The organism is Pseudomonas sp. GW458-11-26-14-LB4, assembly GCF_059423925.1.
In genome coordinates this window covers 136,217-161,856 of sequence record NZ_JBWKYU010000002.1, presented here as the reverse complement: position 1 = coordinate 161,856, position 25,640 = coordinate 136,217, and the positions used below count along the sequence as shown (strand labels likewise).

At 61.3% G+C, this 25,640-nt stretch carries 21 protein-coding genes; 10 read left to right on the top strand and 11 right to left on the bottom strand.

The window, feature by feature from the left end; all coding sequences use genetic code 11:
• Nucleotides 1-56: 56 nt before the first annotated feature.
• Nucleotides 57-1,355: a mechanosensitive ion channel family protein gene (locus AC07XZ_RS03515; protein WP_085747182.1), complete on the top strand. Its 1,299-nt coding sequence runs from the start codon at nucleotides 57-59 to the stop codon at nucleotides 1,353-1,355.
• 65 nt (nucleotides 1,356-1,420) lie between these two features.
• Here AC07XZ_RS03515 and AC07XZ_RS03510 read toward each other — a convergent pair whose 3' ends face one another.
• On the bottom strand, nucleotides 1,421-2,062 hold the full coding sequence (locus AC07XZ_RS03510) for a hydrolase (RefSeq protein WP_007956548.1): 642 nt from the start codon (nucleotides 2,060-2,062) through the stop codon (nucleotides 1,421-1,423).
• A gap of 169 nt (nucleotides 2,063-2,231) precedes the next feature.
• Here AC07XZ_RS03510 and AC07XZ_RS03505 point away from each other — a divergent pair, with 169 nt between their 5' ends.
• Entirely contained in the window at nucleotides 2,232-3,137 is a 906-nt protein-coding gene (locus AC07XZ_RS03505) for a LysR family transcriptional regulator (RefSeq protein ID WP_011332964.1), read from the top strand.
• Here AC07XZ_RS03505 and AC07XZ_RS03500 read toward each other — a convergent pair.
• The 3 genes from AC07XZ_RS03500 to AC07XZ_RS03490 form a co-directional block, all read right to left on the bottom strand.
• A complete protein-coding gene (locus AC07XZ_RS03500; RefSeq protein WP_102685997.1) occupies nucleotides 3,082-3,963 on the bottom strand; it encodes a carboxylate/amino acid/amine transporter in 882 nt (293 codons plus the stop codon). The genes AC07XZ_RS03505 and AC07XZ_RS03500 overlap by 56 nt on opposite strands.
• A gap of 212 nt (nucleotides 3,964-4,175) precedes the next feature.
• Nucleotides 4,176-4,775, bottom strand: coding sequence for an FMN-dependent NADH-azoreductase (locus AC07XZ_RS03495; protein ID WP_011332962.1), 600 nt, complete (start codon nucleotides 4,773-4,775; stop codon nucleotides 4,176-4,178).
• A gap of 160 nt (nucleotides 4,776-4,935) precedes the next feature.
• Nucleotides 4,936-5,250: a hypothetical protein gene (locus AC07XZ_RS03490; protein WP_011332961.1), complete on the bottom strand. Its 315-nt coding sequence runs from the start codon at nucleotides 5,248-5,250 to the stop codon at nucleotides 4,936-4,938.
• 49 nt (nucleotides 5,251-5,299) lie between these two features.
• Between AC07XZ_RS03490 and AC07XZ_RS03485 the strand changes: the two genes are divergently transcribed.
• The 5 genes from AC07XZ_RS03485 to aqpZ all read left to right on the top strand — a co-directional run bounded on the left by AC07XZ_RS03485 (nucleotide 5,300) and on the right by aqpZ (nucleotide 10,414).
• The gene (locus AC07XZ_RS03485; RefSeq protein ID WP_011332960.1) at nucleotides 5,300-6,223 is read left to right on the top strand and encodes a PA3225 family LysR-type transcriptional regulator; all 924 of its coding nucleotides are present in this window, start codon (nucleotides 5,300-5,302) and stop codon (nucleotides 6,221-6,223) included.
• A 14-nt stretch (nucleotides 6,224-6,237) separates the two neighbouring features.
• A complete protein-coding gene (locus AC07XZ_RS03480; protein ID WP_085747184.1) occupies nucleotides 6,238-7,041 on the top strand; it encodes an alpha/beta fold hydrolase in 804 nt (267 codons plus the stop codon).
• A 3-nt stretch (nucleotides 7,042-7,044) separates the two neighbouring features.
• Complete coding sequence (locus AC07XZ_RS03475; RefSeq protein WP_102685996.1) at nucleotides 7,045-7,608, top strand: peptidylprolyl isomerase; 564 nt, start codon at nucleotides 7,045-7,047, stop codon at nucleotides 7,606-7,608.
• Between the two features lie 89 nt (nucleotides 7,609-7,697).
• The gene (locus AC07XZ_RS03470) at nucleotides 7,698-9,530 is read left to right on the top strand and encodes an ABC transporter ATP-binding protein (RefSeq protein ID WP_102685995.1); all 1,833 of its coding nucleotides are present in this window, start codon (nucleotides 7,698-7,700) and stop codon (nucleotides 9,528-9,530) included.
• A 188-nt stretch (nucleotides 9,531-9,718) separates the two neighbouring features.
• Nucleotides 9,719-10,414, top strand: a complete 696-nt coding sequence (gene aqpZ / locus AC07XZ_RS03465) for an aquaporin Z (protein ID WP_102685994.1) — start codon at nucleotides 9,719-9,721, stop codon at nucleotides 10,412-10,414.
• Nucleotides 10,415-10,429: 15 nt separating this feature from the next.
• Here the strand turns inward: aqpZ and AC07XZ_RS03460 are convergent, their stop codons facing one another.
• Nucleotides 10,430-11,554, bottom strand: coding sequence for a GNAT family N-acetyltransferase (locus AC07XZ_RS03460; protein WP_085747187.1), 1,125 nt, complete (start codon nucleotides 11,552-11,554; stop codon nucleotides 10,430-10,432).
• 283 nt (nucleotides 11,555-11,837) lie between these two features.
• On the opposite strand from AC07XZ_RS03460, the gene AC07XZ_RS03455 reads away from it, so the two are divergent.
• Complete coding sequence (locus AC07XZ_RS03455) at nucleotides 11,838-13,160, top strand: putative porin (protein WP_039772596.1); 1,323 nt, start codon at nucleotides 11,838-11,840, stop codon at nucleotides 13,158-13,160.
• 128 nt (nucleotides 13,161-13,288) lie between these two features.
• Here the strand turns inward: AC07XZ_RS03455 and AC07XZ_RS03450 are convergent, their stop codons facing one another.
• The 5 genes from AC07XZ_RS03450 to aceK form a co-directional block, all read right to left on the bottom strand.
• Nucleotides 13,289-13,525 (bottom strand): anti-sigma factor family protein, encoded by a 237-nt coding sequence (locus AC07XZ_RS03450; RefSeq protein WP_085747188.1) that lies wholly within the window; start codon nucleotides 13,523-13,525, stop codon nucleotides 13,289-13,291.
• Nucleotides 13,519-14,130, bottom strand: a complete 612-nt coding sequence (locus AC07XZ_RS03445; protein WP_085747189.1) for an RNA polymerase sigma factor — start codon at nucleotides 14,128-14,130, stop codon at nucleotides 13,519-13,521. Before AC07XZ_RS03445 ends, AC07XZ_RS03450 begins: the two co-directional genes overlap by 7 nt.
• A gap of 135 nt (nucleotides 14,131-14,265) precedes the next feature.
• Complete coding sequence (locus AC07XZ_RS03440; protein ID WP_102685993.1) at nucleotides 14,266-15,387, bottom strand: beta-ketoacyl-ACP synthase III; 1,122 nt, start codon at nucleotides 15,385-15,387, stop codon at nucleotides 14,266-14,268.
• A 336-nt stretch (nucleotides 15,388-15,723) separates the two neighbouring features.
• Nucleotides 15,724-19,635 (bottom strand): ATP-dependent RNA helicase HrpA, encoded by a 3,912-nt coding sequence (hrpA, locus tag AC07XZ_RS03435; protein ID WP_102685992.1) that lies wholly within the window; start codon nucleotides 19,633-19,635, stop codon nucleotides 15,724-15,726.
• Nucleotides 19,636-19,967: 332 nt separating this feature from the next.
• The gene (gene aceK / locus AC07XZ_RS03430; protein WP_007956529.1) at nucleotides 19,968-21,689 is read right to left on the bottom strand and encodes a bifunctional isocitrate dehydrogenase kinase/phosphatase; all 1,722 of its coding nucleotides are present in this window, start codon (nucleotides 21,687-21,689) and stop codon (nucleotides 19,968-19,970) included.
• A 407-nt stretch (nucleotides 21,690-22,096) separates the two neighbouring features.
• On the opposite strand from aceK, the gene AC07XZ_RS03425 reads away from it, so the two are divergent.
• The gene (locus AC07XZ_RS03425; protein ID WP_102685991.1) at nucleotides 22,097-23,722 is read left to right on the top strand and encodes a methyl-accepting chemotaxis protein; all 1,626 of its coding nucleotides are present in this window, start codon (nucleotides 22,097-22,099) and stop codon (nucleotides 23,720-23,722) included.
• Nucleotides 23,723-23,806: 84 nt separating this feature from the next.
• Entirely contained in the window at nucleotides 23,807-24,715 is a 909-nt protein-coding gene (locus AC07XZ_RS03420; RefSeq protein WP_102685990.1) for a DMT family transporter, read from the top strand.
• Between the two features lie 57 nt (nucleotides 24,716-24,772).
• On the opposite strand, the gene AC07XZ_RS03415 is transcribed toward AC07XZ_RS03420, so the two are convergent.
• A complete protein-coding gene (locus tag AC07XZ_RS03415; RefSeq protein WP_102685989.1) occupies nucleotides 24,773-25,636 on the bottom strand; it encodes a DMT family transporter in 864 nt (287 codons plus the stop codon).
• Nucleotides 25,637-25,640: the final 4 nt, after the last annotated feature.

Below are 25,640 nucleotides of genomic sequence, written 5' to 3'. Positions count from 1 at the left end.
CAGCGTCTTAAATGCTCTAATCGCCCGTCGCGTCTTACAGAAGAATCGTCTCTCTCATGGATTTCAAACAGCTCTGGCTCAACGCCCAAGACCTCTGGGGTACCCTCGAACAGCACCCGCTCCTGCACGCCGGCCTGGCTTTGCTCCTGCTGCTGGTGATCGCGCTGGTCCTCGGACGAGTGGCGCGCTACCTGATCCTGCATGCCAGTCGCATGCTCGGTCGCCAGCCCGCGCTGCACTGGATCAATGACTTTCGGCATAACAAGGTGTTTCAGCGCCTGGCGCAGATGACGCCGTCGCTGGTGATCCAGTTCGGCCTGCATCTGGTGCCGGAACTGAGCAAGACCGCCATGGTGTTCCTCGGCAACGTCGCGCTGGCGTTCACCATTCTTTTCCTGCTGCTGTCGGTCAGCGCCCTGCTCAATGCACTGCTGGACATCTACGCCCGCACCGAACACGCCCGCACCCGCTCGATCAAGGGTTACGTGCAACTGGCGAAAATGGTTCTGTACGTGTTCGGCGCGATCATCATCGTCGCCACCCTGATCGACCGATCGCCGCTGTTGCTGCTGTCCGGTCTGGGTGCGATGTCGGCGGTGATCCTGTTGGTCTATAAGGACACCCTGCTGTCGTTCGTTGCCAGCGTGCAACTGACCAGCAACGACATGCTGCGGGTCGGCGACTGGATCGAAATGCCGCAGGTCGGCGCCGATGGCGATGTGGTCGACATCACCCTGCACACGGTCAAGGTGCAGAACTTCGACAAGACCATCGTCTCGATCCCGACCTGGCGCCTGATGTCCGAGTCGTTCAGAAACTGGCGCGGCATGCAGCAGTCCGGCGGACGGCGGATCAAGCGCAGTCTGTTCATCGACGCCAGCGGTGTGCGGTTCATCCGCGACGATGAAGAAGAAAAACTCTCCCAGGTGCACCTGCTGACGGCGTACATGGGCCGCAAGAAAGCCGAGCTCAAAGCCTGGAATGAGGCGCAGGGCAACGTCGCGGCGATGTCGGCCAACCGCCGGCGCATGACCAACATCGGCACCTTCCGCGCTTACGCGCTGGCCTATCTGAAGAGCCACCCGGAGATCCAGCCGAACATGACCTGCATGGTCCGCCAGATGCAGACCACGGCCCAGGGCATTCCGCTGGAAATCTACTGCTTTACCACCACCACGGTGTGGGCCGATTACGAGCGGATCCAGGGGGATATTTTCGATTACCTGCTGGCGGTGCTGCCGGAGTTCGGGCTGAGCCTGTATCAGCAACCGAGCGGTGGGGATTTGCGTTCCGGAATATTGCCGGCAGTTCTTGGTGCGAGCCATATTCCGGAAGCCGAAAAACATCTGATGTAACGCTTTCTTCAAACGCAAAAAAAAGACGCAACCCCGGTTGCGTCTTTTTTTGTCCGGCCGATTTATCAGGCCTGCCGCTGCGGTGCCTTGTGCACCATGGTGTAGGCGTAATCGACGCCCATGCCGTACGCGCCGCTGTGTTCCAGCACCAGGTCCATTACCGCCTGATAAGTGTCTTTGTGCGCCCAGTCACGCTGGTATTCGAGCAGCACTTGCTGCCAGGTCACCGGTACTGCGCCCGCCTGAATCATCCGCTGTACCGACATGTCGTGGGCTTCTTTGGTGGTGCCGCCGGACGCGTCGGTGACGATGTACACCTCGTAGCCTTCAGCCAGGGCTTCCAGGGCCGGAAAGGTCAGGCAGACCTCGGTCCACAGCGCGGCGATGATCAGTTTCTTGCGCCCGGTGGCCTTCACCGCGTCAACCAGCGCCTTGTCTTCCCAGGAGTTCATCGAGGTGCGCTCGATCGGCTTCTGCTCAGGGTGTACCGCCAGCAGCTCCGGCCAGATGTAGCCGCTGAAGCTTTCGGTTTCGACCGAGGTGTAGATGGTCGGCACGTTGAAGATCTTGGCAGCCTTGGCCAGGCCGACGGTGTTGTTCTTCAGGGTCTGACGGTCGATCGACTGCACGCCGAAAGCCATTTGCGGCTGGTGGTCGATCAGGATCAGGGCGGAGTTGGTTGGGTTCAGCAGTTCACGGATAGACATGGCGCGTTCCTTTTGATGTCGATTCAAAGTTCGATTGGGTATTGGGTGAGTCGAGGCGTTTTGCCGTCTGCGGCGTTGTTGTCTCGGCTTGGATGTCACTTTAGGGGCTAGCTGATAAAGGGACAATTCCCTAAAATCGAGAATCATTGATTCTAAAAAAGGGACAATCATGGATCGCATCGAATGCATGCGCGCCTTCGTGGTGACGGTCGGCGAAAACGGCTTCGCAGCCGCCGCCCGGGCCATGGACGTGCCCCGCTCGAAAGTCAGCAAACAGATTCAGGCACTGGAAGAAGCCATCGGTGTGCAGCTGCTGCAACGCACCACCCGCAGCCTGCACCTCACCGAAGCCGGCGCCGAGTATTTCGAAGCGGCGCGGGAAGTGATTGCGGCGCTGGACGAGGCCGAGCAGCGAGCTCGGGACGGGGTTGGCGAATTGCGCGGGGTGTTGCGGGTCAACGCACCGATGTCGTTCGGCTTGCGGCGGCTGGGCAAGCTGATTCCGCTGTTCCACGAGCAGCACCCGAACATCGAACTGCAACTGGTGCTCAGCGACCAGCAGGTCGATCCGGTGCGCGGCGGGTTCGACGTGACCATCCGCATCGCCAGCCTGCCCGACTCGACGATGATCGCCCGGCAACTGGCGCCGGCCCCACGGATCATGGTCGCCTCCCCCGCTTACCTCGAACGCGCAGGCACGCCGCAGACCCCGCAGGATCTGCGCTCACATCAATGCTTGAACTACGGCTATCTGCAGAGCGGGGTCAGCCTGCAACTGTGCAACGGCAAGGAAACCCAGCGAGTCAACGTCACCGGGCCGTTGCACGCCAACAACGGCGACCTGCTGGCGCAAGCAGCGGAGGCCGGCATGGGCATTGCGCTGCTGCCGGACTTCATCGTCGAAGAAGCACTGGCGGCCGGGCGACTGGTGCCGGTGCTGTGCGAATGGCAAGCCCCGGCGATCACCATCAACGCGGTGTATTCGTCAGCCCGGCGAGTGCCGCAGAAGACTCGGGCGTTTATCGCGTTTCTGGTGGAGCAATTGGCGCCGACTGGCGAATCCCCAACCGGCTGATCCACACCGCCGCCAGAATCACGCTGCCACCGAGGAACAACCGCCCGAGTTCTTCATGCTGATTCCAGATCAGCAGGTTCAGCAGCAGCCCCACCGGCACGTGCAGGTTGTTCATCACCGCCAGGGTGCCACCGTTGACCAGGCACGCACCCTTGTTCCACCAGTACAGACCGAGTGCGGTCGAGACCAGACCAAGGAACACCAGCACACCCCATTGCAGCGGCGCTTCCGGCAGGAAGTTGGATTTGCCGAACAGCAGGAACGCCGGCAACGCCACCGCCAGTGCACCCAGGTAGAAGAAACCGAAGCGCCGGTAGTGCGGCAGATCGCTCGGGTGCTTCGCCACCAGATGCTTGTACAGCACTTGTCCGGCGGCGTAGGTGAAGTTGGCCAGTTGCAGCAGCAGAAAGCCCATGAAGAAGTCCGGGTTGATCCGGTCGTAGCGAATCACCGCCGCGCCGGCGACCGCCACCAGTGCGGCGATCAGCGCCCACGGGTTGAAGCGTCGGTTGAGCGCATCTTCGATCAGCGTCACGTGCAGTGGCGTGAGGATGGTGAACAGCAGCACTTCCGGCACCGTCAGCACGCGGAAGCTCAGATACAGGCAGACGTAAGTCACGCCGAACTGCAACGCGCCGATCAGCAGCATGCCGCGCATGAACGCCGGTTCGACCGAGCGCCAGCGCGTCAGCGGGATAAACACCAGCCCGGCCAGCACCACCCGCACCAGCACCGCGAAGTAGCTGTCGACATGACCGGCCAGGTATTCGCCGATCAGACTGAAGGAAAACGCCTGGATCAGCGTGACAAAAAGTAGATAGCCCATGCTCGCCTCGATTTCGAATGGCGGCGACGATAGCGTTTTTTGCCGGCCATCGCTAAATCCCGGGCAAAAAAAAGCCCGATCTCGCTAAAGCGTTCAATCGGGCTACAGCACTCAGGAGCAATAAGTGCAAAGGGAGGTTCGATGCGCGTAGAGCCTTGAAGGGGTTGCGCCAGGTCACTAGAACAATCGGCGATTATCTGGCGATTAACATATCAAGCGACCTGGGACAGTTTGGCGTTGGCCTGGTTGAGGCCTTTCTCTTGGAAGTCGCCGCCCAGGTTCATGCCTTCGGCGTGGATGAAGGTCACGTCATTAATGCCGATGAAGCCCATCACCTGACGCAGGTACGGTTCCTGATGATCCGCCGGGCCGCCGGCGTAGATCCCGCCGCGAGCGGTCAGCACGTAGGCACGCTTGCCGCTGAGCAGACCTTGCGGGCCGGTTTCGGTGTACTTGAAGGTCACGCCGGCACGCAGTACGTGGTCGAGCCAGGCTTTCAGGGTGCTCGGGATCGCGAAGTTGTACATCGGCGCCGCCATCACCAGCACGTCGGCTGCCAGCAATTCATCGGTCAATTCGTTGGAACGGTCCAGCGAGGCCTGTTCGCTGTCGTTGCGCTGCTCGGCGGATTTCATCCAGCCGCCCAGCAGGTTGATGTCCAGGTGCGGCACCGGGTTCACGGCGAGGTCACGTACGGTGATCTGATCGGCCGGATGCGCCGCTTTCCACTGGCTGATGAAGGTCTGGGTCAGTTGACGGGAAACCGAGTCTTGCTGGCGGGCGCTGCTTTCGATGATCAGAACGCGGGACATGTTGTGTAGCCTCCATCCGAGAATGTTGTAAGTCGATGGAGTGAAGGTTAAACAGTGTCGTATCGATGAAAAAGCGCAAATAATTGCTGCAAAGCATCGAAAAATTCGTTTAGATGCAAGCCATACCCTGTGGGAGCCCGCCCCCCACAGGGCCGTGACGCTATTTCGGGGTGCAGCTCAGTTTGATGCGCAGCTTGATGATGGTCCGGGTGAACTTGGCCGTGGCGTTTTTATGCTTGCCCGCGGCCACTTCGATGTTGCGGGTGCGCGGCGCTTCCGGGCCGTTGGTGAACACCACCTTGCAGGTCGCGTCGACGTCGCCGTAGTTGTTGACCTGAATGGAGCCGATGTCGTTATCGGTGTCGAACGCGTTGTAGTCGATCTTCAGGCCGTTGAGGTCCTTTTCCACATCGATCGGGTACGCAAACGCAGTCAGCGGAAGCAGCGCCAGCAACACACAACAGAATTTTTTCATTCGGCAGTCTCCATGAGGGACCGCCAGCTTAGGACAAGAGGAGCTATTGATGAAAGCGCCCCGCGTGACCCTTGATCAATGGCGAACGTTGCAGGCCGTGGTCGACCACGGCGGATTCGCCCAGGCCGCCGAGGCCCTGCATCGCTCGCAATCGTCGGTGAGTTACACCGTCGCCCGCATGCAGGATCAGCTCGGCGTGCCGCTGTTGCGCATCGATGGACGCAAGGCTGTGCTGACCGAAGCCGGCGGCGTGTTGCTGCGCCGCTCGCGCCAACTGGTGAAACAGGCCAGCCAGCTGGAAGACCTCGCCCATCACATGGAGCAGGGTTGGGAAGCCGAAGTGCGGCTGGTGGTCGACGCCGCCTACCCGAGCGCCCGTATCGTGCGCGCGTTGACCGCTTTCATGCCGCAGAGTCGCGGCTGCCGGGTGCGGCTGCGTGAGGAAGTGTTGTCGGGCGTCGAAGAAGTGCTGCTCGAAGGCGTGGCCGACCTGGCCATCACCGGGCTGAGCATTCCCGGTTACCTTGGCGCGGAATTGAGCGATGTCGAATTTGTCGCCGTCGCCCATCCTGATCATGCGCTGCACCGGCTCAACCGCGAACTGAGCTTTCAGGACCTGGAAACCCAGATGCAAGTGGTGATCCGCGACTCCGGCCGCCAGCAACCCCGGGACGTTGGCTGGCTCGGCGCCGAACAGCGCTGGACCGTCGGCAGTCTCGCCACGGCTGCGACGTTCGTCAGCAGTGGCCTGGGATTCGCCTGGCTGCCACGCCACATGATCGAGCGGGAACTGAAAGACGGCTCGCTCAAGCTGCTACCGTTGGACAGAGGCGGCAATCGCAACTCCAGTTTCTATCTGTATTCGAACAAGGACAAACCCTTGGGCCCAGCGACGCAAATCCTCATCGAACTGCTGCGCACCTTCGACACCCTGCCGCTGGACGCACCGTTCGCCGCCCCCGAACAAGCCTGACACGGAGTTCACCGATGGCGTATTTCGAGCATGAAGGTTGCAACCTGCACTACGAGGAATATGGCCACGGCGATCCGTTGCTGCTGGTTCACGGTCTGGGCTCCAGCACCCTGGACTGGGAAATGCAGATTCCCGCACTGGCCGCACATTACCGGGTGATCGTCCCGGACGTGCGCGGTCACGGCCGCTCCGACAAGCCCCACGAGCGCTACAGCATCGCCGGCTTCAGCGCCGACATCGTCGCCCTGATCGAGCACCTGAAGCTCGGCCCGGTGCACTACGCCGGGCTGTCCATGGGCGGCATGATCGGCTTTCAGTTTGCGGTCGATCAGCCGTGGATGCTCAAGAGCCTGACCATCGTCAACAGCGCGCCCGAGGTCAAGGTGCGTACCCGCGACGATTACTGGCAGTGGTTCAAGCGCTGGAGTCTGATGCGTGTGCTCAGCCTCGCCACCATCGGCAAAGCCCTTGGCGCCAAGCTGTTCCCCAAACCGGAGCAGGCCGGTTTGCGTCAGAAGATGGCAGAGCGCTGGGCAAAAAACGACAAACGTGCTTATCTCGCCAGCTTCGATGCGATTGTTGGCTGGGGGGTTCAGGAACGACTTTCCCGGGTCACCTGTCCAACCCTCGTCGTCAGCGCCGACCGGGACTACACCCCGGTTTCGCTGAAAGAAACCTATGTCAGACTGCTGCCCCATGCGCGGCTGGTGGTGATCGCCGATTCGCGCCACGCCACCCCGCTCGATCAGCCCGAACGCTTCAATCAAACGCTGCTGGAGTTCCTCGCCACAGCCGATAATCACCCTCAGGATCACTGACCCATGCTGAAAAAACTCGCCCTCGCCGCCGGCACCGTGCTGTTCGCTGCCAACCTGATGGCTGCCACACCGGCAAAAGCGCCGCACGTGCTGCTGGACACCACCAACGGCCAGATCGAAATCGAGCTGGACCCGGTCAAGGCGCCGATCAGTACCAAGAACTTCCTCGAGTATGTCGACAGCGGTTTCTACAACAACACCATTTTCCACCGCGTGATCCCGGGCTTCATGGCCCAGGGCGGCGGCTTCACCCAGCAGATGCAACAGAAAGAAACCAAGGCGCCGATCAAGAACGAAGCCAGCAACGGCCTGCATAACGTTCGTGGCACCCTGTCGATGGCCCGTACTTCCAACCCGGATTCGGCCACCAGCCAGTTCTTCATCAACGTGGCCGACAACGCCTTCCTCGATCCGGGCCGTGACGCCGGTTACGCGGTGTTCGCCAAAGTGGTCAAGGGCATGGACGTGGTCGACATCATCGTCAACTCCCAGACCACCACCAAACAGGGCATGCAAAACGTGCCGGTCGACCCTGTGATCATCAAGTCGGCCAAGCGCATCGACTAAGCTTTACAGGGCATTATCGAGCGGCGCCGATTACCCATCGCGCCGCTCACACTGATAAAAGGAGAGCCCGTGCTCCGGGCGGTTATCTGATGCTCTATCGCCGTTTCGAACAACTGATCGACATATTCCGCGATGCCCCGACGGCATCCCCGCCGGACCGCGTTCTGCCCTTCTATACCTATTACCTGAAGCAGGTCTGGCCGAGTTTCGCCGCCCTGCTGATCGTCGGCCTGTTCGGTGCCTTGATCGAAGTGGCGCTGTTCAGTTACCTGAGCCGCATCATCGACCTCGCCCAGGGCACGCCGAACGCCGATTTTTTCAAGGTGCACGGCGCCGAACTGGCGTGGATGGCCGTCGTGGCATTGCTGCTGCGCCCCCTCTTCCTGGCCCTGCACGACATGCTGGTGCACCAGACCCTGAGCCCGAGCATGACCAGCATGATTCGCTGGCAGAACCACAGTTACGTGCTCAAGCAGAGCCTGAATTTCTTCCAGAACGACTTCGCCGGGCGCATTGCCCAGCGCATCATGCAGACCGGCAACTCGCTGCGCGATTCCGCCGTGCAGGCGGTGGATGCGTTGTGGCATGTGCTGATCTACGCGATCAGTTCGCTGGTGCTGTTCGCCGAGGCTGACTGGCGCCTGATGATCCCGCTGCTGACATGGATCGCGGCCTACGTCGGCGCACTCTATTACTTCGTACCACGGGTCAAGGACCGCTCGGTGGAAGCCTCAGACGCGCGCTCGAAACTGATGGGCCGGATCGTCGACGGCTACACCAACATCGCCACCCTGAAGCTGTTCGCCCACACCAACTTCGAACAGCACTACGCCCGCGAGGCGATCCAGGAACAGACCGAAAAAGCCCAGCTGGCCGGTCGCGTGGTCACCAGCATGGACGTGGCCATCACCACCATGAACGGTCTGCTGATCGTCGGCACCACGGCGCTGGCCCTGTGGCTGTGGACGCAGTCGCTGATCAGCGTCGGCGCGATCGCCCTGGCCACCGGCCTGGTGATCCGCATCGTCAACATGTCCGGCTGGATCATGTGGGTGGTCACCGGCATTTTCGAAAACATCGGCATGGTCCAGGACGGTCTGCAGACCATCTCGCAACCGGTCAGCGTCACCGACCGGGAGCAGGCCAAACCGTTGGCCGTGGCCCGTGGCGAAGTGCGTTTCGAGCACGTGGATTTTCACTACGGCAAGAAGAAAGGCATCATCGGCGACCTCAACCTGACCATCAAACCGGGCGAAAAAATCGGTCTGATCGGGCCGTCCGGCGCCGGCAAGTCGACCCTGGTCAACCTGCTGCTGCGCCTCTACGATGTCGAGGGCGGGCGGATCCTGATCGACGGCCAGAACATCGCCGAAGTCGGCCAGGAAAGTCTGCGCGCGCGGATCGGCATGATCACTCAGGACACCTCGTTGCTGCACCGCTCGATCCGCGACAACTTGCTGTACGGCAAGCCCGACGCCACCGACGCCGAACTCTGGGAAGCGGTGCGCAAGGCCCGCGCCGATGAGTTCATCCCGTTGTTGTCGGACGCCGAAGGACGCACCGGATTCGACGCGCATGTCGGCGAACGCGGGGTGAAGCTGTCCGGTGGCCAGCGTCAGCGGATCGCGATTGCGCGGGTGCTGCTCAAGGACGCGCCGATCCTGATCATGGACGAAGCGACTTCGGCCCTGGACTCGGAAGTCGAAGCGGCGATTCAGGAAAGCCTGGAAACCCTGATGCAGGGCAAGACCGTGATCGCCATCGCCCACCGCCTTTCGACCATTGCCCGCATGGACCGACTGGTGGTGCTGGAGAACGGCAAGATCGCCGAAAGCGGCAACCATGCCGAACTGCTGGCCCATGGCGGATTGTATGCGCGGCTGTGGGCGCACCAGACCGGAGGGTTTGTCGGCATCGACTGATCCTGCGTCAAAACGCAAAAAACCGCCAGAGCCCTTTAACCACGTGCTCTGGCGGTTTTTTATCGACTGCTGGAAATCCGCACAAACCCTGCTGTACTGAGCCAAGGCTCCGGAACGGAACCTGTCGTAAATCTGCAGGGAGCACCACTCGATGCAGTCTCGATAGCACGCCTATCAAGGACTCTGTCATGTCTCTGTTCAAACGTTCAGTCACTGAGTTGTTGGGTACGTTCTGGTTGGTGTTGGGCGGGTGCGGCAGTGCGGTCATCGCCGCGTCTTCACCTTTGGGAATCGGCGTGCTGGGGGTGGCCCTGGCGTTTGGTCTGACGGTGCTGACCATGGCGTTTGCCATCGGCCACATCAGCGGCTGTCACCTCAACCCGGCCGTGTCGGTCGGCCTGGTCGTCGGCGGTCGGTTCCCGGCCAAGGAGCTGCCCGCCTACGTCATCGCCCAGGTGATCGGCGGGATTCTGGCAGCGGCACTGCTCTACCACATCGCCAGCGGCAAGGAAGGTTTCGACATCGCCGCCGGCCTGGCCTCCAACGGTTATGGCGAGCACTCGCCGGGCAAATACTCGATGACGTCCGGCTTCGTCACCGAGCTGGTAATGACCGCCATGTTTGTGGTGATCATCCTCGGCGCCACCGACAAACGCGCCCCGGCAGGACTGGCACCGATCGCCATCGGCCTGGCCCTGACGCTGATCCACCTGATCTCGATTCCGGTGACCAACACCTCAGTCAACCCGGCCCGCAGCACGGGTCCGGCGCTGATGGTCGGCGGCTGGGCCATCGCCCAGTTGTGGATGTTCTGGGTCGCGCCACTACTCGGTGCGGTGGTTGGCGGCGTGCTCTATCGCTGGCTGGGCAAGGAAGACAGCTGAAGGTGTCGGCGAGGATCAGGCTTGCCGATACGGCAAGGCGCTCCTCGCCTCTTCGGCATAGGCCAGTACACCGGCGCGCTCCTGGTGCAGGAAGTCTTTGACCGCGGCTTTTAGACCGGGATGGCGCAGGTAATGCCAGGAATGGGTGATCACCGGTTCGAAGCCGCGAATCAGTTTGTGCTCGCCTTGGGCACCGGCATCGAAACGTTGAAATCCATTGGCAATCGCATAGTCCATGCCCTGATAGAAACAGGTCTCGAAGTGCAGCCGGTCGAACTCGGCCAGGCATCCCCAGTAGCGCCCGTAAAAACTGTCGCCGCCCACCAGACTGAACGCCATCGCCACCGGCCGTGAGCCCTGCCGGGCCAGGACCACGCGGATCGATTCCGGCATGCGCTCGGCCAGCAGGCTGAAGAATTCCCGGGTCAGGTACGGTGCCTGCCGGCGTACCGCGTAGGTGTTGGCGTAACAGGCGTAGACAAAATCCCACTGCGCCTCGTCCAGCTCGCGGCCTTCCAGCCATTCGAACTCGAAGCCCTGCCCCGCCACTTGTTCGCGCTCTTTGCGCATCTGTTTGCGCTTGCGCGAGGCAAGTACGTCGAGGAAATCCTGAAAGTCGCGGTAGCCGCGATTCTGCCAGTGGTACTGACAGCCGATGCGTTGCAGCCAGCCCGGCTGCTCGGCCATGGCGGCATCGGTGAACGCGTCGGTGAAGTTGATGTGGGCGCTGGAGAGCTCTTCGATTTCCAGATACCCCGGCAGGCTCTTGAGCAGTTCGAATCCGTCTTCGACATTCGCTGCCAGCAACCGTGGGCCGCTGACCGGGCTGAACGGCACCGCGCTCAGAAACTTGGGGTAGTAATCGATGCCGGCCCGGGCGCAGGCATCGGCCCAGCCGTGATCGAACACGTATTCGCCGTAGGAATGCCACTTGCGATAACCGGGCAATGCGGCAATTACACGCCCCGCTTCGACGTGCAGCAAATGCTCCGCTTGCCATCCCGTATGCGGGCCGACGCTGCCGCTGTCCTCCAGCGAAGCCAGAAAGGCATGGCGCAGAAACGGCTGGTTTTGCGGGACCAGAACATCCCAGTCGGACGCTGGAATTTCCGACAGTTTGTGCAGACGTTGCAGCGGCATTTTCCTCTCCACTTTCGGGCGTGAACGCCCGGCGAGTATCGCTGATTGGCCGGGCGTTGCCCACGTTCGATTGCACGACAGCGCTCTAGATCAATAGTTCACGGCAGTTTTGTATCGTCATCAACCTGCCATCATCGTGCCACTGCTCTGTCATAAACCATCGCGATACTGGCGCCTGTTTTTAGAGCGCCGGGTTCTACCCCGGACACTGTTTTCCGACCGTCAAACCGTCGGTTGTGCCCAGGATGGTTCAGCCATCCCCTTTTCATCTTCGGAGATTGCTATGCGTCTTGCTTCCACGAAAACTGCGGCGGCCCTGTGCGGTGGCCTGTTGCTGGCCATGAGTGTACCGGCCAGTGCCGCAGTCGACGCCAAACTGCTCGACATGCTCAAGGCTAACGGTTCGATTTCCCAGGCGCAGTACGTTGAACTGCAAACTGAACTGGCCAAGGATCAGAAGGCCCAGCAAATCGCGCAGCAGGCGCAGCAAGAGACCAACGAGCAAATCGCGGCGACCGCGAAGAAAACCAACGAGCTCAGCAGTTTCGACCAGAAACTGGCCTGGGCCGCCAAGACCCAGTTCAAGGGCGACGTGCGTATCCGTCAGGAAACCATCAAGATCGATGGCGAGCCGAACAACGGCGGCCGCGACAAGGATCGTCAGCGCATCCGTGCCCGTCTGGGTGCCTACACCGAGATCAACCCGCAAGTCGACACCGGCATCCGTATCGCCACCGGCGGCGGCGACGACGCCCGTTCGACCAACCAGGACCAGGACAACTACTTCGACAAGAAGCAGATCTGGCTCGACCTGGGCTACATCGACTACCACCCGGATCAGATCAAGAACCTGCACATCATCGGCGGCAAGATGCTGCAACCCTGGGTGAGCATGGGCGACGTGATCTGGGACAGCGACATCAACCCGGAAGGTCTGGCCGTTACCTACAAGTATCCATTGGGCAGCAGCGTCGAACTGTTCGGCAGCCTGGGTAACTACAACCTCAAGGACAACGTCGACGGCGACGGCGTGCAGTTCCGTCACGACCTGCGCCTGACCGCCGGCCAATTGGGCAGCCGCTTTGCCATCACCGACAACCTGAAACTGACCCTGGGCGGCAGCGTCTACGCCTACCAGAACGACGAAGACAGCCGTTGCACCGGCACCTCCACGCCGTGCGCCCTGGCCGTCAACGGCAACTCGGCCGACAACGAATTCCGTCTGTACGAAGGCTTCAGCCAGGTCGACATCGGCGGCCTGCCAATGCCGCTGTCGTTCTACGGGCAGTACGTGAAGAACAACGATGCCGTGACCGATCAGGACACCGCGTGGCTGGTAGGTGCCAAGTCGAAAGTCTTCGGCCTGAACCTCGACTACAACTATCGTGACGTGCAGCGCAACGCTGTGGTCGGCGCCTTCACCGATTCGGACTTCGCCAACGGCACCACCGGTTCCCGTGGCCACAAGTTCAAGGTCGGTTACGACATCGACAAGAACTTCGCCATCGGTGCGACTTACTTCCTGACCAAGGCCGACTTCTCCAGCCGTACCCAGCGTGATGCAGACACCAACACCCTGCAGCTGGATGCGGAAGCGAAGTTCTAAGCAACCCGGCAACAGACTTCAAACGATGGGTTGGACATCCGGTTCCATCGTTTGAAGAGGCTTCAACAGACTGGCGCGACCTCAGCGATCCCCATCATCCGTTCGCTGCGGCCGCGCCAGTCTGTGTTTCAGGGACTATCCTCGCGCCGCAGTTGTGCCAACTGTTCGGCCAACGCGTCCACGCCCTCTTCAGGCTTTTGCGGCATTGCCCGCAACGTCGCCTGCATCAAACGCATCTGGCGAATGAAACGCCGGCAATTGCGGCAGAACATCAGGTGATGACGCACCATCAGTTTCTCGCGAAAGCTCAACTGGCCATCGAGATAATCGCTGGATCGCGCCACTTGCTCCTTGCAGGTCAACATTCTCCCGTCTCCTCAAAATGCTCCACGGTCGCAAAGACCTTCAAACGTGCCCGATGCAGCAGCACGCGGACATTGGAGAGCGAGATCTCCAGAAGATTACAGATCTCCTCCAGCTCCAGGCCCTGGCGTTCGCGCAGCAACAGCACGCTGCTTTGCAGTTCCGACAGGCTCAACAACGTGTGCTCGAGGCATTCACGCAGCTCGCCTTCCGTCAGCAACGCTTCAGGCGTGTCCTGGTGCCAGGCAAACGGTGCAACCAGCCAGTGGCCGTCGCCGGGAGAAAAACGATCATCGTCGATGGTGCCGTGGGGTGACGGCAGATCATCCAGCAACACTTCGCGACGATTGAGTTTGTAGCGGCTCTTGGCCGAGTTGGCGGTGATGGTCAGCAGCCAGGTCTTGAGACTGGAGCGCCCCTCGAAACGGCCGATATTACGCACCACCGACAGCCAGGCGTCCTGTACCACTTCTTCGACATGGCGCTGGCCGACAATCGCGTAGGCCACCGCGCGCATGGGGCTTTGATAGGTGCTGACCAGCTCCTTGAAAGCCTTCTGCTCACCGGCGAGCAGCCGCTCAAGCAATCGGGTGTCGTCAACTGCCATCCATCAATCCCCTGTTCCTGACTTCGAAAATGATAGCGGCAGGACTTCGCCTGCCGCCACTTTCGAAAATTACAGCGTTCGCGCCGATTCGGATGTAGGAAACGTCAGCGCGATTAAGAGGAAATGAACCCGATTTTAGCGTTTACGCAGAATCACACTACCAATCGAGTAACCGGCACCGAACGAACTCAGCACCGCCAGCGAGCCGGCCGCCAGATCGTCCTGATATTTGTGGAACGCAATCACGGAACCGGCGGAGCTGGTGTTGGCGTAGGTGTCGAGAATCACCGGGGCTTCTTCTTCGGTGGCTTCGCGACCCAGCAACTTGCGCACGATCAGGTGGTTCATGCTCAGGTTGGCCTGGTGCAGCCAGAAGCGCTTCACGTCACCGACGTTGAGCTTGTTCTCTTCCAGATGTTCGCCGATCAGCTCGGCGACCATCGGGCACACGTCCTTGAACACCTTGCGGCCTTCCTGCACGAACAGTTTGTCGCGGGCGCCGATGCCCTCTTCCGCTGCGCGGTTGAGGAAGCCGAAGTTGTTGCGGATGTTGTTGGAGAACTTGGTCAGCTGTTTGGTGCTGACCACGTCGAACTGGTGTTTCGACGTTGCCAGATCGGCGCGCTCGATGATCACGGCAGTGGCGGCGTCACCGAAGATGAAATGGCTGTCGCGGTCACGGAAATTCAGGTGACCGGTGCAGACTTCCGGGTTGACCATCAGGATCGCCCGAGCCTGGCCAAGTTGCACGGTATTGGCGGCTTGCTGGATGCCGAAAGTCGCCGACGAGCAGGCAACGTTCATGTCGAAACCGAAACCCTGGATGCCCAGCGCTTCCTGGACTTCGATGGCGATGGCCGGGTAGGCGCGCTGCAGGTTGGAGCAGGCGACGATTACACCGTCGATGTCAGCGGCGGTCTTGCCGGCACGCTGCAGGGCTTGCTCGGCAGCGCCGATGGCCATCTGGCAGAGCACCGACCATTCGTCGTTGGAACGTTCCGGCAGACGTGGCGCCATGCGCGCAGGGTCGAGGATGCCATCCTTGTCCATGACAAAGCGGCTCTTGATGCCGGAAGCTTTTTCGATGAACGCGGCGCTGGACTCGGTCAGGGCCTGGACTTCGCCGCTGGCGATGGCGTCGGCGTTGTCCGCGTTGAACTGGGCGACGTAGGTATTGAAAGACTGCACCAGCTCTTCGTTGGAGATGCTGTTGGCCGGGGTATACAGGCCGGTGCCGCTGATGACGACGTTATGCATGGTCGTTTCTCTAATCTGTTCAGGCAGAAAGTGCTGGCACCGACGTGCCAACACGCAAAGGGTCCATTCCCGTATAAGGGACGCAAAAACCTGGCATCGCTTTATTCCGTTGCGCGGCCCGGCGAAGGCTCTGGGACGCGAAAACGGCATTTATGGTGGCGAAGTTTGCCATAACCGTGGCCATTTGGCGTCTTTCTCAAGATCGACGCGCAATGATCGTTCCCACGCTCCTGCGTGGGAATGCAGCCCGTGACGCTCCGCGTCACTGGACGCGGAGCGTCCCCGAAGGCATTCCCACGCAGACGGTTCGACGCCTCGACGTGGGAACGATCAGTGTCACTGTTCGACCTGGCTCCACTGCTTGTTCAGCCGTTTGTCGGAGATCGGCACTTTCGTCCCCAACTGTTGGGCGAACAGCGAAACCCGATACTCCTCCAGCCACCAGCGATACAGCTCGAGCTGCGGATCGCGTTTGCCTTCCTGCGCATGTTTGGCGGCGCGGGTCTGGTATTGCGTCCAGAGCCCGGCGAGCTCGCCGCTCCACACCCGATCCTTCTGCACCTGCGCGCCCAGTTTCTCGAAACGCTGCTCGACCGCTTTCAGGTAGCGCGGCAACTCCTTGAGCCAGAGCATCGGCGTTTCCCGCACGAACCCCGGATACACCAGATGACTGAGCTGCTGTTTGATGTCGTTGAGCGCCACCGCCTGAGCCAGGTCGATCTTGCCCTTGAAGCGTTTTTGCAGGCCGTGCCAAAGCTTGAGGATTTCCAGCGTCAGGCGTGCCACGCGCTCGGCGTGCTCGGTCCAGCTGCCGCGCTTGCGCTCGGCCAACGCGGCCAGACCCGCGCCATCACGCGGCAACGGGTCTTCGCCGTCGAGAATGCAGCTGTCGAGGCTGGCCAGCAGAATGTCTTCGACCAGTGCATCGACCCGACCCAGTTCGCGGTAGAGCAGGCCCAGTTCGGTCAGGCCCGGCAACTTGCCGCGCAGGAACTTGGCCGGTTCCGCCAGCTGCTGCATCAACAGACGTTGCAAGGCGCGGCGGTGCTGGAACTCGGCTTCGGCCGGGGTCGAGAAACGCCCTTCCTTGACCGTGCCGCCCTCTTCCACCAGCGCCGGATAGACCGTCATCGACAGCCCGGCGATCTTCTGCTGAGTCTTTTCCGCCACCGGCGCGAAGACCTTGGCCTCCACCGGTTGCTGGCTTTTCGCGCTCTGCGGCACGGCCAAAGCAGCCTGGCTGGCTTCGGCGAAACGTGCGGTCAGCTCGGCCAGATCCCGGCCTTCGCCAAGGAACTTGCCTTGGCCGTCGACGATTTCCAGGTTCATCCGCAGGTGACTTTCGACTTGCTGCGCCGCTTCGGCCCAGGCTTCATCGCTGACTCGCGCGCCGGTCATGCGCAGCAGTTCGCGGCCCAGCGCTTGCGGCAACGAACCTTCGGTAAACGTCATGCGTTGCAGCGCGGCCTTGATGAAGTCCGGCACCGGCACGAAGTTTTTGCGCAAGGCCTTGGGCAGGTTGCGCACCAGCGCAATGCACTTGGCCTCGATCAGCCCCGGCACCAGCCATTCCAGGCGTTCCGGCGGCAGCATCGGCAACAGCGGCGCCGGCACACGCAAAGTCACGCCGTCGCGTGGGTGATTCGGTTCGAAGTGATAACTCAGGGCCAGTTCCAGATCGCCGATGTGCAGCGTGTCCGGGTAATGCTGCGCGGTGACTTCGCTGGCTTCGCGGGCCAGCACGTCTTCCTCGCGCATGATCAGCAGTTGCGGATCTTTCTGGCTGTTGACCCTATACCAACTATCGAACGTCGCCGTCTGGTGAATCTCCGCCGGCAGCCGCGCGTCATAGAACGCGTAAAGGGTTTCCTCGTCGGCGAGAATGTCCCGGCGACGGGCCTTGGCCTCCAGTTCGTCGAGCTGTTCGAGCAATTGCTTGTTGGCGGTCAGGCACTTGGCCCGGGACTGAATCTCGCCCCGCACCAGACCTTCACGAATAAACAGCTCGCGCGAAACCACCGGGTCCACCGGGCCGTAATGCACCGGTCGACGGCCGACCACGATCAGGCCGAACAGGGTGATCTGTTCGAACGCGACGACCTGGCCGCGCTTCTTCTCCCAGTGCGGTTCGAAGTGGTTCTTCTTGATCAGATGTCCGGCCAGCGGCTCGATCCAGTCGGCGTCGATCTTCGCCACCATCCGCGCGTAGAGCTTGGTGGTTTCCACCAGTTCGGCAGTCATCACCCACTGCGGGCGCTTCTTGCCGATGCCCGACGACGGGTGAATCCAGAACCGCCGTTGACGGGCGCCAAGATAGTCGCCGTCCTCGGTTTTCTGGCCGATCTGGCTGAGCAGGCCGACCAGCACCGCCTTGTGCAGCTTCGGATAATCCGCCGGCTCTTTATTGAGGCTCAGCTGCAAATCGCGGCAGATCAGGCTCAACTGCCGATGGGAATCACGCCACTCGCGCAGACGCAGGTAGTTGAGGAAATTCTTGCGGCACCAGTTGCGCAGCGGGCTCGCCGTCAGCGCCTGGCGCTGCTCTTCAAAACCGCGCCACAGATTGACCAGCCCGGCGAAGTCGGAGTCGGCGTCTTTCCACTGGGCGTGAGCCTGGTCGGCAGCTTGCTGACGCTCCGGCGGACGCTCGCGCGGGTCCTGAATCGACATGGCGCTGGCGACGATCAGCACTTCCTGCAGGCTGCCGAGCTTTGCCGCTTCCAGCAGCATACGGCCCATGCGCGGGTCCACCGGCAGGCGCGCCAATTGGCGGCCGAGCGGGGTCAGCTGACTGTTGCGGTCCACCGCCGAGAGTTCTTGCAGCAGGTTGAAACCGTCGCTGATCGCCTTGCCGTCTGGCGGCTCGATAAACGGGAAATCGGTGATCTCGCCAAGGCGCAGATGGAGCATCTGCAGAATCACCGCCGCGAGGTTAGTGCGCAGGATTTCCGGATCGGTGAATTCCGGGCGACCGAGGAAATCCTCTTCGCTGTACAAGCGCACGCAGATGCCCGGCTCGACCCGGCCGCAGCGACCTTTACGCTGGTTGGCGCTGGCCTGGGAAATCGCTTCGATCGGCAGCCGCTGAACCTTGGCGCGGTAGCTGTAGCGGCTGATGCGCGCGGTGCCGCTGTCGATCACGTAACGGATGCCCGGCACGGTCAGCGAAGTTTCGGCGACGTTGGTCGCCAGCACCACACGACGACCCGGGTGCGACTGGAAAATCCGCTGCTGCTCGGCCGGCGACAGGCGCGCGTACAACGGCAGGATTTCCGTGTGTTTGAGCTGGGCCTTGCGCAGCATGTCGGCGGCGTCGCGGATCTCGCGCTCGCCGGGCAGGAACACCAGCACGTCACCGGGACTGCGGCGCTCGCTACGCTCGTAAGCGGCGATTTCGTCGAGGGTGGCGAGGATCGCCTGATCGACGGTCAGGTCGTCCTCGACACGGTTGCCCTCTTCGTCCTGCTCAAGCGTCAGCGGGCGATACCAGGTTTCAACCGGGAAGGTGCGGCCGGACACTTCGACAATCGGCGCATCGTCGAAATGCCTGGAGAAACGCTCCAGATCGATGGTCGCCGAGGTGATGATGACTTTCAGGTCCGGACGACGCGGCAGCAGGGTTTTCAGGTAACCGAGCAGGAAGTCGATGTTGAGGCTGCGTTCGTGGGCTTCGTCGACGATGATCGTGTCGTAGCGTTCGAGGTAGCGATCGTTCTGGGTTTCGGCCAGCAGGATGCCGTCGGTCATCAGTTTGATCAGGGTGTTCGAATCGCTTTGGTCTTCGAAGCGCACCTGATAGCCGACCAGTGCGCCCAGCGGCGTGCCGAGTTCTTCGGCCACCCGGCTGGCCACGCTGCGTGCTGCGATCCGCCGAGGTTGGGTGTGGCCGATCAGACCATGCTGGCCGCGACCGATTTCCAGACAGATTTTCGGCAACTGGGTGGTTTTACCCGAGCCGGTTTCGCCGGCGATGATCAGCACCTGGTGCTTTTCCAGGGCCTTCTTGATTTCGTCACGCTTGGCCGCGATCGGCAGGCTGTCGTCGTAACGGATCACCGGCAGGCTGGCCTTGCGCGCCAGCACCTGATCGCAGGACGCCTGCATGCGCGCCACCCACCGGGCCAGCTTGGCCTCGTCGGGTTTCTTGCGCAGCTCAAGCAACTGCCGCCGCAGCCGGTGGCGGTCGGCGAGCATGGCGTGATCGAGGTTTTTCAGCAGTTTGTCGATGGAGGGCGATTCGTCGGTCATCGGGTACGCAATTCGGTCGTCTAGTGGCGCAAGGACGCGATTGTCGCAGATTTGCGGGATTTGTGGCGTGTCTGGGGGATTGCTGCCCTCACCCTAGCCCTCTCCCGGAGGGAGAGGGGACTGATCGGGGGGTGCTTTAGAGCTACGCCGACCTGAACGAGCCTCACCGAATCCATAATCGCCAAGATCTTTCAGGTCGATGTTTGACCTGAGAGAACTCTACCGAATCCATAATCGCCAAGGTCTTTCAGGTCGATGTTTGATCCGAGACACCTCGGTCGGCCCCCTCTCCCTCCGGGAGAGGGCTGGGGTGAGGGCTTGCTTTTGGGGGGTTACTCGTTATCAAGACCCTTGCGCCGATACGGGAAAACATCAATCACTTTCCCCGCCCGAATCGCCTCCTGCAATCCCTTCCAGTAATCAGCGTTGTACAACTCGCCATGCAACTGATCGAACAGTTTGCGCTGCGCCGAATCGGCAAACAGAAACGGCGGAAACTCCTCGGGGAACACATCCAGCGGCCCGATCGAATACCAAGGCTCGGAGGCCATTTCATCCTCCGGCGTGCGCGGCGCCGGGATGTGGCGGAAGTTCGCTTCGGTGAGGAAACAGATCTCGTCGTAGTCGTAGAACACCACCCGACCATGGCGGGTGACGCCGAAGTTCTTCAGCAGCATGTCGCCGGGGAAGATGTTGGCCGCCGCCAGTTGCTTGATCGCCAGCCCGTAGTCCTCTAGCGCCTCGCGTACCTGGGCTTCGTTGGCGTTGTCCAGATACAGGTTGAGCGGGGTCATCCGGCGTTCGGTCCAGCAGTGGCGGATCAACACCGTTTCGCCTTCCAGCGACACCGTGGACGGCGCGACTTCCAGCAGTTCCGCCAGGCACGCCGGCTCGAACTTGCTCAGGGGAAACCGGAAGTCGGCGAATTCCTGGGTATCGGCCATGCGCCCAACGCGGTCGACACTTTTCACCAGTCGGTACTTCTCGATCACTGTGGCGCGGTCGACGTTTTTCGACGGCGAGAACCGGTCCTTGATGATCTTGAACACGGTATTGAAGCCCGGCAGCGTGAACACGCTCATGACCATGCCGCGCACGCCCGGCGCCATGATGAACTGGTCGTCGGTGTTGGCCAGGTGATTGATCAGGGCCCGGTAGAACTCGGATTTACCGTGCTTGTAGAAACCGATCGAGGTGTACAACTCGGCGATGTGCTTGCCCGGCAGGATGCGTTTGAGGAAACCGATAAACTCCGCGGGCACCGGCACATCCACCATGAAATACGAGCGGGTGAACGAGAAGATGATCGACACATCGGCTTCGTCGGTGATCAACGCATCGATCTGAATCCCCCGCCCTTCGCGGTGCAGCAGCGGAATCACCAGCGGCCATTGATCGTCGTTGGTGTAGATGCGCCCGACCAGGTACGCGCCCTTGTTGCGGTACAGCACCGAGGAAAACAGCTCGACGCTCAGTTCCGGATCCTTGCACACCCAGTCCGGCAGATTCTCGCGCAGTTGCGCTTCCAGGCGATGCAAGTCACCGGGCAGATCGGCGTAGGCCTCGTTGAACCGGTAATCGGCAAAGATGCTCGCGAGCATGCCCGATATCTGCCCTTGGGGTTTATAGGTGCGGGTTTGCGCGGCCCGTGCCCGACGCAGGCTTGGCCGGGTGGTGTGGATGAACATGCAGCCGTCGCTGATCAGGTCGTGGCTGAACAGGCCGCAGAAAATCGAGTTGTACCAGGTCTCGGACAGCTCATCGTCGAAGCGCAGGTCGATGATGCTGATGTAGGCGCTTTTCACCAGCGGCCAGCAGGTGACGTCCATCAAGGTGTCCGGCTCGAAATACTCGCGCAGGCGGGCGACGGTTTCACCGACCTTTTCTTCATAGAGGTTGATCCGTGCTGCCGACGCCGTTTGCGTGTCCTGCCAGCGGGCCTGCTCGAAACGCTCCCGGGCGCCGTCGGTGATCCGCCGGAAATGCTCGCGATAATCGTCAAAGCCATCGAGGATCAGACGGGCGATGTCGGTGGCTGGCCATTGCTGCGGCATAGATGAGACCTCTGCGGGAATTGGAGAATCTGTGCTCGAAGGCCTGAGCTTAGCCACGGAAGCGGGCGCAGGAGAAGCGCAATCTCTGCCAAATCCTCTTGCGGCTTGTACAACGACACAGTTTTTATCAAAGTTTTTTTAATCGACCGTTCGGTCAATAAACACCCACTTCGGTTCCCCCCACCACTGGGCGCCAGCCCGCGTCTTCTCTGGGTTTCGGATCCAATTCAGCGGCGACATCTCTAGCCCGCGCTTTTGCCCGAGTTGTTCATGCCTGTCCATTCCCTACAGCAATTGGTCTTACCAAGATAGTGGCACTTTGATATACAGCCCGCCATCACCCGCCTCACAACAAGATCCTCGGCTCACGAGGACGACCTCTCCCCAAACGCCCAAGGAGCACATTGATGACTATCCGGAATCTGCGCATCGGTTTGCGCGCCAGTTTGTGTTTTGCCGTTCTGGCCAGTCTGCTGGTGGTGGTCGGCCTGTTCGGCCTGGGCCAGATGAAAACCCTGCGCGAGAGCGCGGCGGTGATCGAAGAATCGTGGATGCCCAGCATAGAAAGCATCCATGACGCGGCGGCGAACATCGCCAGCATCCGCCTCGAATCCCTGCGCCTGATCACCAGCACCCAGGCTGCCGTTCGCGAACGCAGCAAGGGCCTTCTCACCGCGCAACGCCAGGAATTGCTCAAACGCCTCGACGACCACAAAGCCCTGATCGCCAACGATCAGGAACGGGCAATGCTGGATAGCCTGAGCGCCGATACGGCCAAGTACCTGAGCATCCTCGACCAGATCATCAAACAGCTCGACGCCGGACAAAACGAACAGGCCTACACGCGCCTCAACAATGAACTGGCGCCCCAAGGCAGGGTACTCGACAAAACGCTGGAGCAAATGATCAGCCTCAATCAGCAAGGTGCGGATACCGCCGCCAAGTCTGCAGCGGCGATGTATCAGCAGGCGCTTTGGATCGTCGCCACAATCATCGTCATCGCCCTGATTGCCACGTTGCTGCTGGCCTGGTTGCTGACCCGCAGCATCACTGCGCCGATCAATCAGGCGCTGAACGTGGCGCGGCGGATTGCTTCGGGAGACCTCAGTGGTCGCATCGAAAGCGAGGGTCGTGATGAAGCGGCGCAGTTGCTCACGGCGCTGGCGGAAATGCAGGACAATCTGCGTTCGACCATTCGCGGAATCAGCGAGTCGGCACAACAACTGGCCTCCGCCGCCGAGGAAATGAGTTCGGTGATGGAGCAGAGCACCCGCGGCCTGCAACAACAGAATGACCAGATCGAACTGGCTGCCACGGCGGTTACCGAGATGAGTACGGCGGTCGATGAAGTGGCCGCCAATGCGGTGTCCAGTGCCGAAGCCTCCGAAGCCTCGAACGAGGACAGCAAGCATGGGCATGTGCAGGTCAGCGAAACCATCAGTTCGATTCAGGAACTGGTCAGCGCGGTGCTCGGTGCGTCCGAACAGGCCGAGGGCCTTGCGACCCAGGCCCAGGACATCAGCAAGGTGCTGGAAGTGATTCGCGGCATCGCCGGACAGACCAATCTGCTGGCGCTTAACGCGGCGATTGAAGCCGCGCGGGCCGGCGAGGCCGGGCGTGGGTTTGCAGTGGTTGCCGACGAAGTCCGCTCGCTGGCCCAGCGCACGCAGAACTCCACCGAAGAAATTGAGCTGATGATCAGCAGCATTCAGCAAGGCACCAGCGCCACCGTCGGCGCTTTGCAAACCAGCGCCGTGCAGGCCAGCCACACCCTGCGCCGGGCCAACAGCGCCGGCCAGGCTCTGGAGAAAATCACCGCGTCGATCTCGCAGATCAACCAGCGCAACCTGGTGATCGCCAGCGCCGCCGAGCAACAGGCGTTGGTGGCCCGGGAAGTCGACGAAAACCTGGTGACCATCCGCGATCTGTCGACCCAGACCGCTGCCGGCGCCACCCAGACGTCTGCCGCCAGCCAGGAACTGTCGCGACTGGCCGTCGACCTGAACGGTTTGGTGACGCGCTTCGTGATCTGATCAGACAATTAAATGCCCGATTAGCGGTTGCCATCGCCGGGGCCCTCGGCAACACTCTCGTCCCGATCAAGGAAGGAGTGGCCCGTGAGCCCTGTCGATATTTTCCGCATGTTGTCGCTGGCTGCCATCTGGGGCGCGAGCTTCCTGTTCATGCGCATCATCGCTCCCGCGATCGGTACGGTCCCGACCGGTTTCTTCCGCGTTTCAATTGCCGCCGTCGGCCTGCTGGTGATCCTCGGGCTGATGCGCATCAACTGGGATTTCAAAGGCAAACTCAAGACCGTGATGATGCTCGGCGTGATCAACTCCGGCGTGCCGGCCACCTTGTATTCAGTCGCCGCCCAGGTGCTGCCGGCCGGTTATTCGGCGATCTTCAACGCCACCACGCCGTTGATGGGCGTGTTGATCGGCGGGTTGTTCTTCAGTGAAAAACTGACGCTGGCCAAACTCGCCGGGGTGTTCCTCGGCCTGCTCGGGGTGGGTGTGCTGACCCGCGCCGGCCCGGTCGCGTTCGATCTGCCACTGTTGATGGGCGCCGTTGCCTGCCTGCTCGCGACCACCTGCTATGGCTTCGCCGGGTTCCTCGCCCGACGCTGGCTGGATCAGGCCGGCGGGCTCGACAGTCGTCTGTCGGCGCTGGGCAGCATGCTCGGTGCGACCCTGTTCCTGTTGCCGCTGTTCGGATACAGCGTCATCACTCAACCGCCGGTGAGCTGGGGTGGCTGGAATGTCTGGCTGTCGCTGCTGGGCCTGGGTCTGGGCTGCACCGCGTTTGCCTACATCATTTACTTCCGCCTGCTGAGTTCCATCGGGCCGGTGAAGTCGATGACCGTGACCTTCATGATTCCGCCGTTCGGCGTGCTGTGGGGGGCGCTTTTTCTCGATGAGCCGCTGTCGATGGCGCACGTGTATGGCGGGGTCTTGATCGCGATTGCGCTGTGGCTGGTGCTGAAACCCGCCGTGGTGAAACCGGCAGAAATCACCGCCCGCTGATTCGCAGATGCACAAAGGCCCGGGAGTTTCCTACCGGGCCTTTTTCATGCGCGGCGGTTACGCCGATTTACGGAACACGAACACCAGACCGACGATGATCAACAGCATCCCCAGCACGCTCAACGCGGCCAGGCGATTGCCGAAGATCAGATAGTCCATCACCGCCGTCACGGCCGGCACCAGATAAAACAGGCTGGTGACATTCACCAGATTGCCCCGGGCGATCAGTCGATACAGCAGCAACGTCGCCAGCACGGAAACCACCAGCCCCATCCACAACACCGGCACGATGAAACCGGCGCTGTGCTCGAAGTGGAACGGCTGAAACGGCACGAAGATCCCGCACAGCAACAGCCCCGCCAGATACTGCATCGGTAGCGTGCCGAGAGGGTTGTCGGTGATGCGCTTCTGCATGATCGAACCGAAGGTCATGCTCGCCAGCGCCAGCAGCCCGAACAACATTCCCGCCAGCGACATCCCGGCCAGACCGATGCCCTGGTAAACCACCATGATCAACCCGGCCAATCCCAACGCCAGCCCAAACATCCGGCTCGCCGAGCGCTGCCGCTCCATGATCACCACCGTGAGAATTGGCTGCACGCCCATGATGGTCGCCATCACTCCGGGCGTGACTTTCAGATCCAGCGCCAGCAGATAGAAGATCTGATAAGCCCCCAACAGCACCACGCCGGTGGCCATCGCGTACAGCATCGGCTTGCCGCCCTTGGGCAGTTTCAGCTTGAGCAACGGCACCAGCAGCACCAGCCCGCACAGGGCAATCACAAAACGGATCAGCAGAAAGGCAAAGGGCGAAGCGTGGGCCAGCCCCCACTTGGAGAAGATCGCCCCGCTGCTCCACAGCAGAACGAACAGGCTCGTGGACGCCGCCGCGAGCGCGGACTTTTTCGAAAGGACAAACATGAAT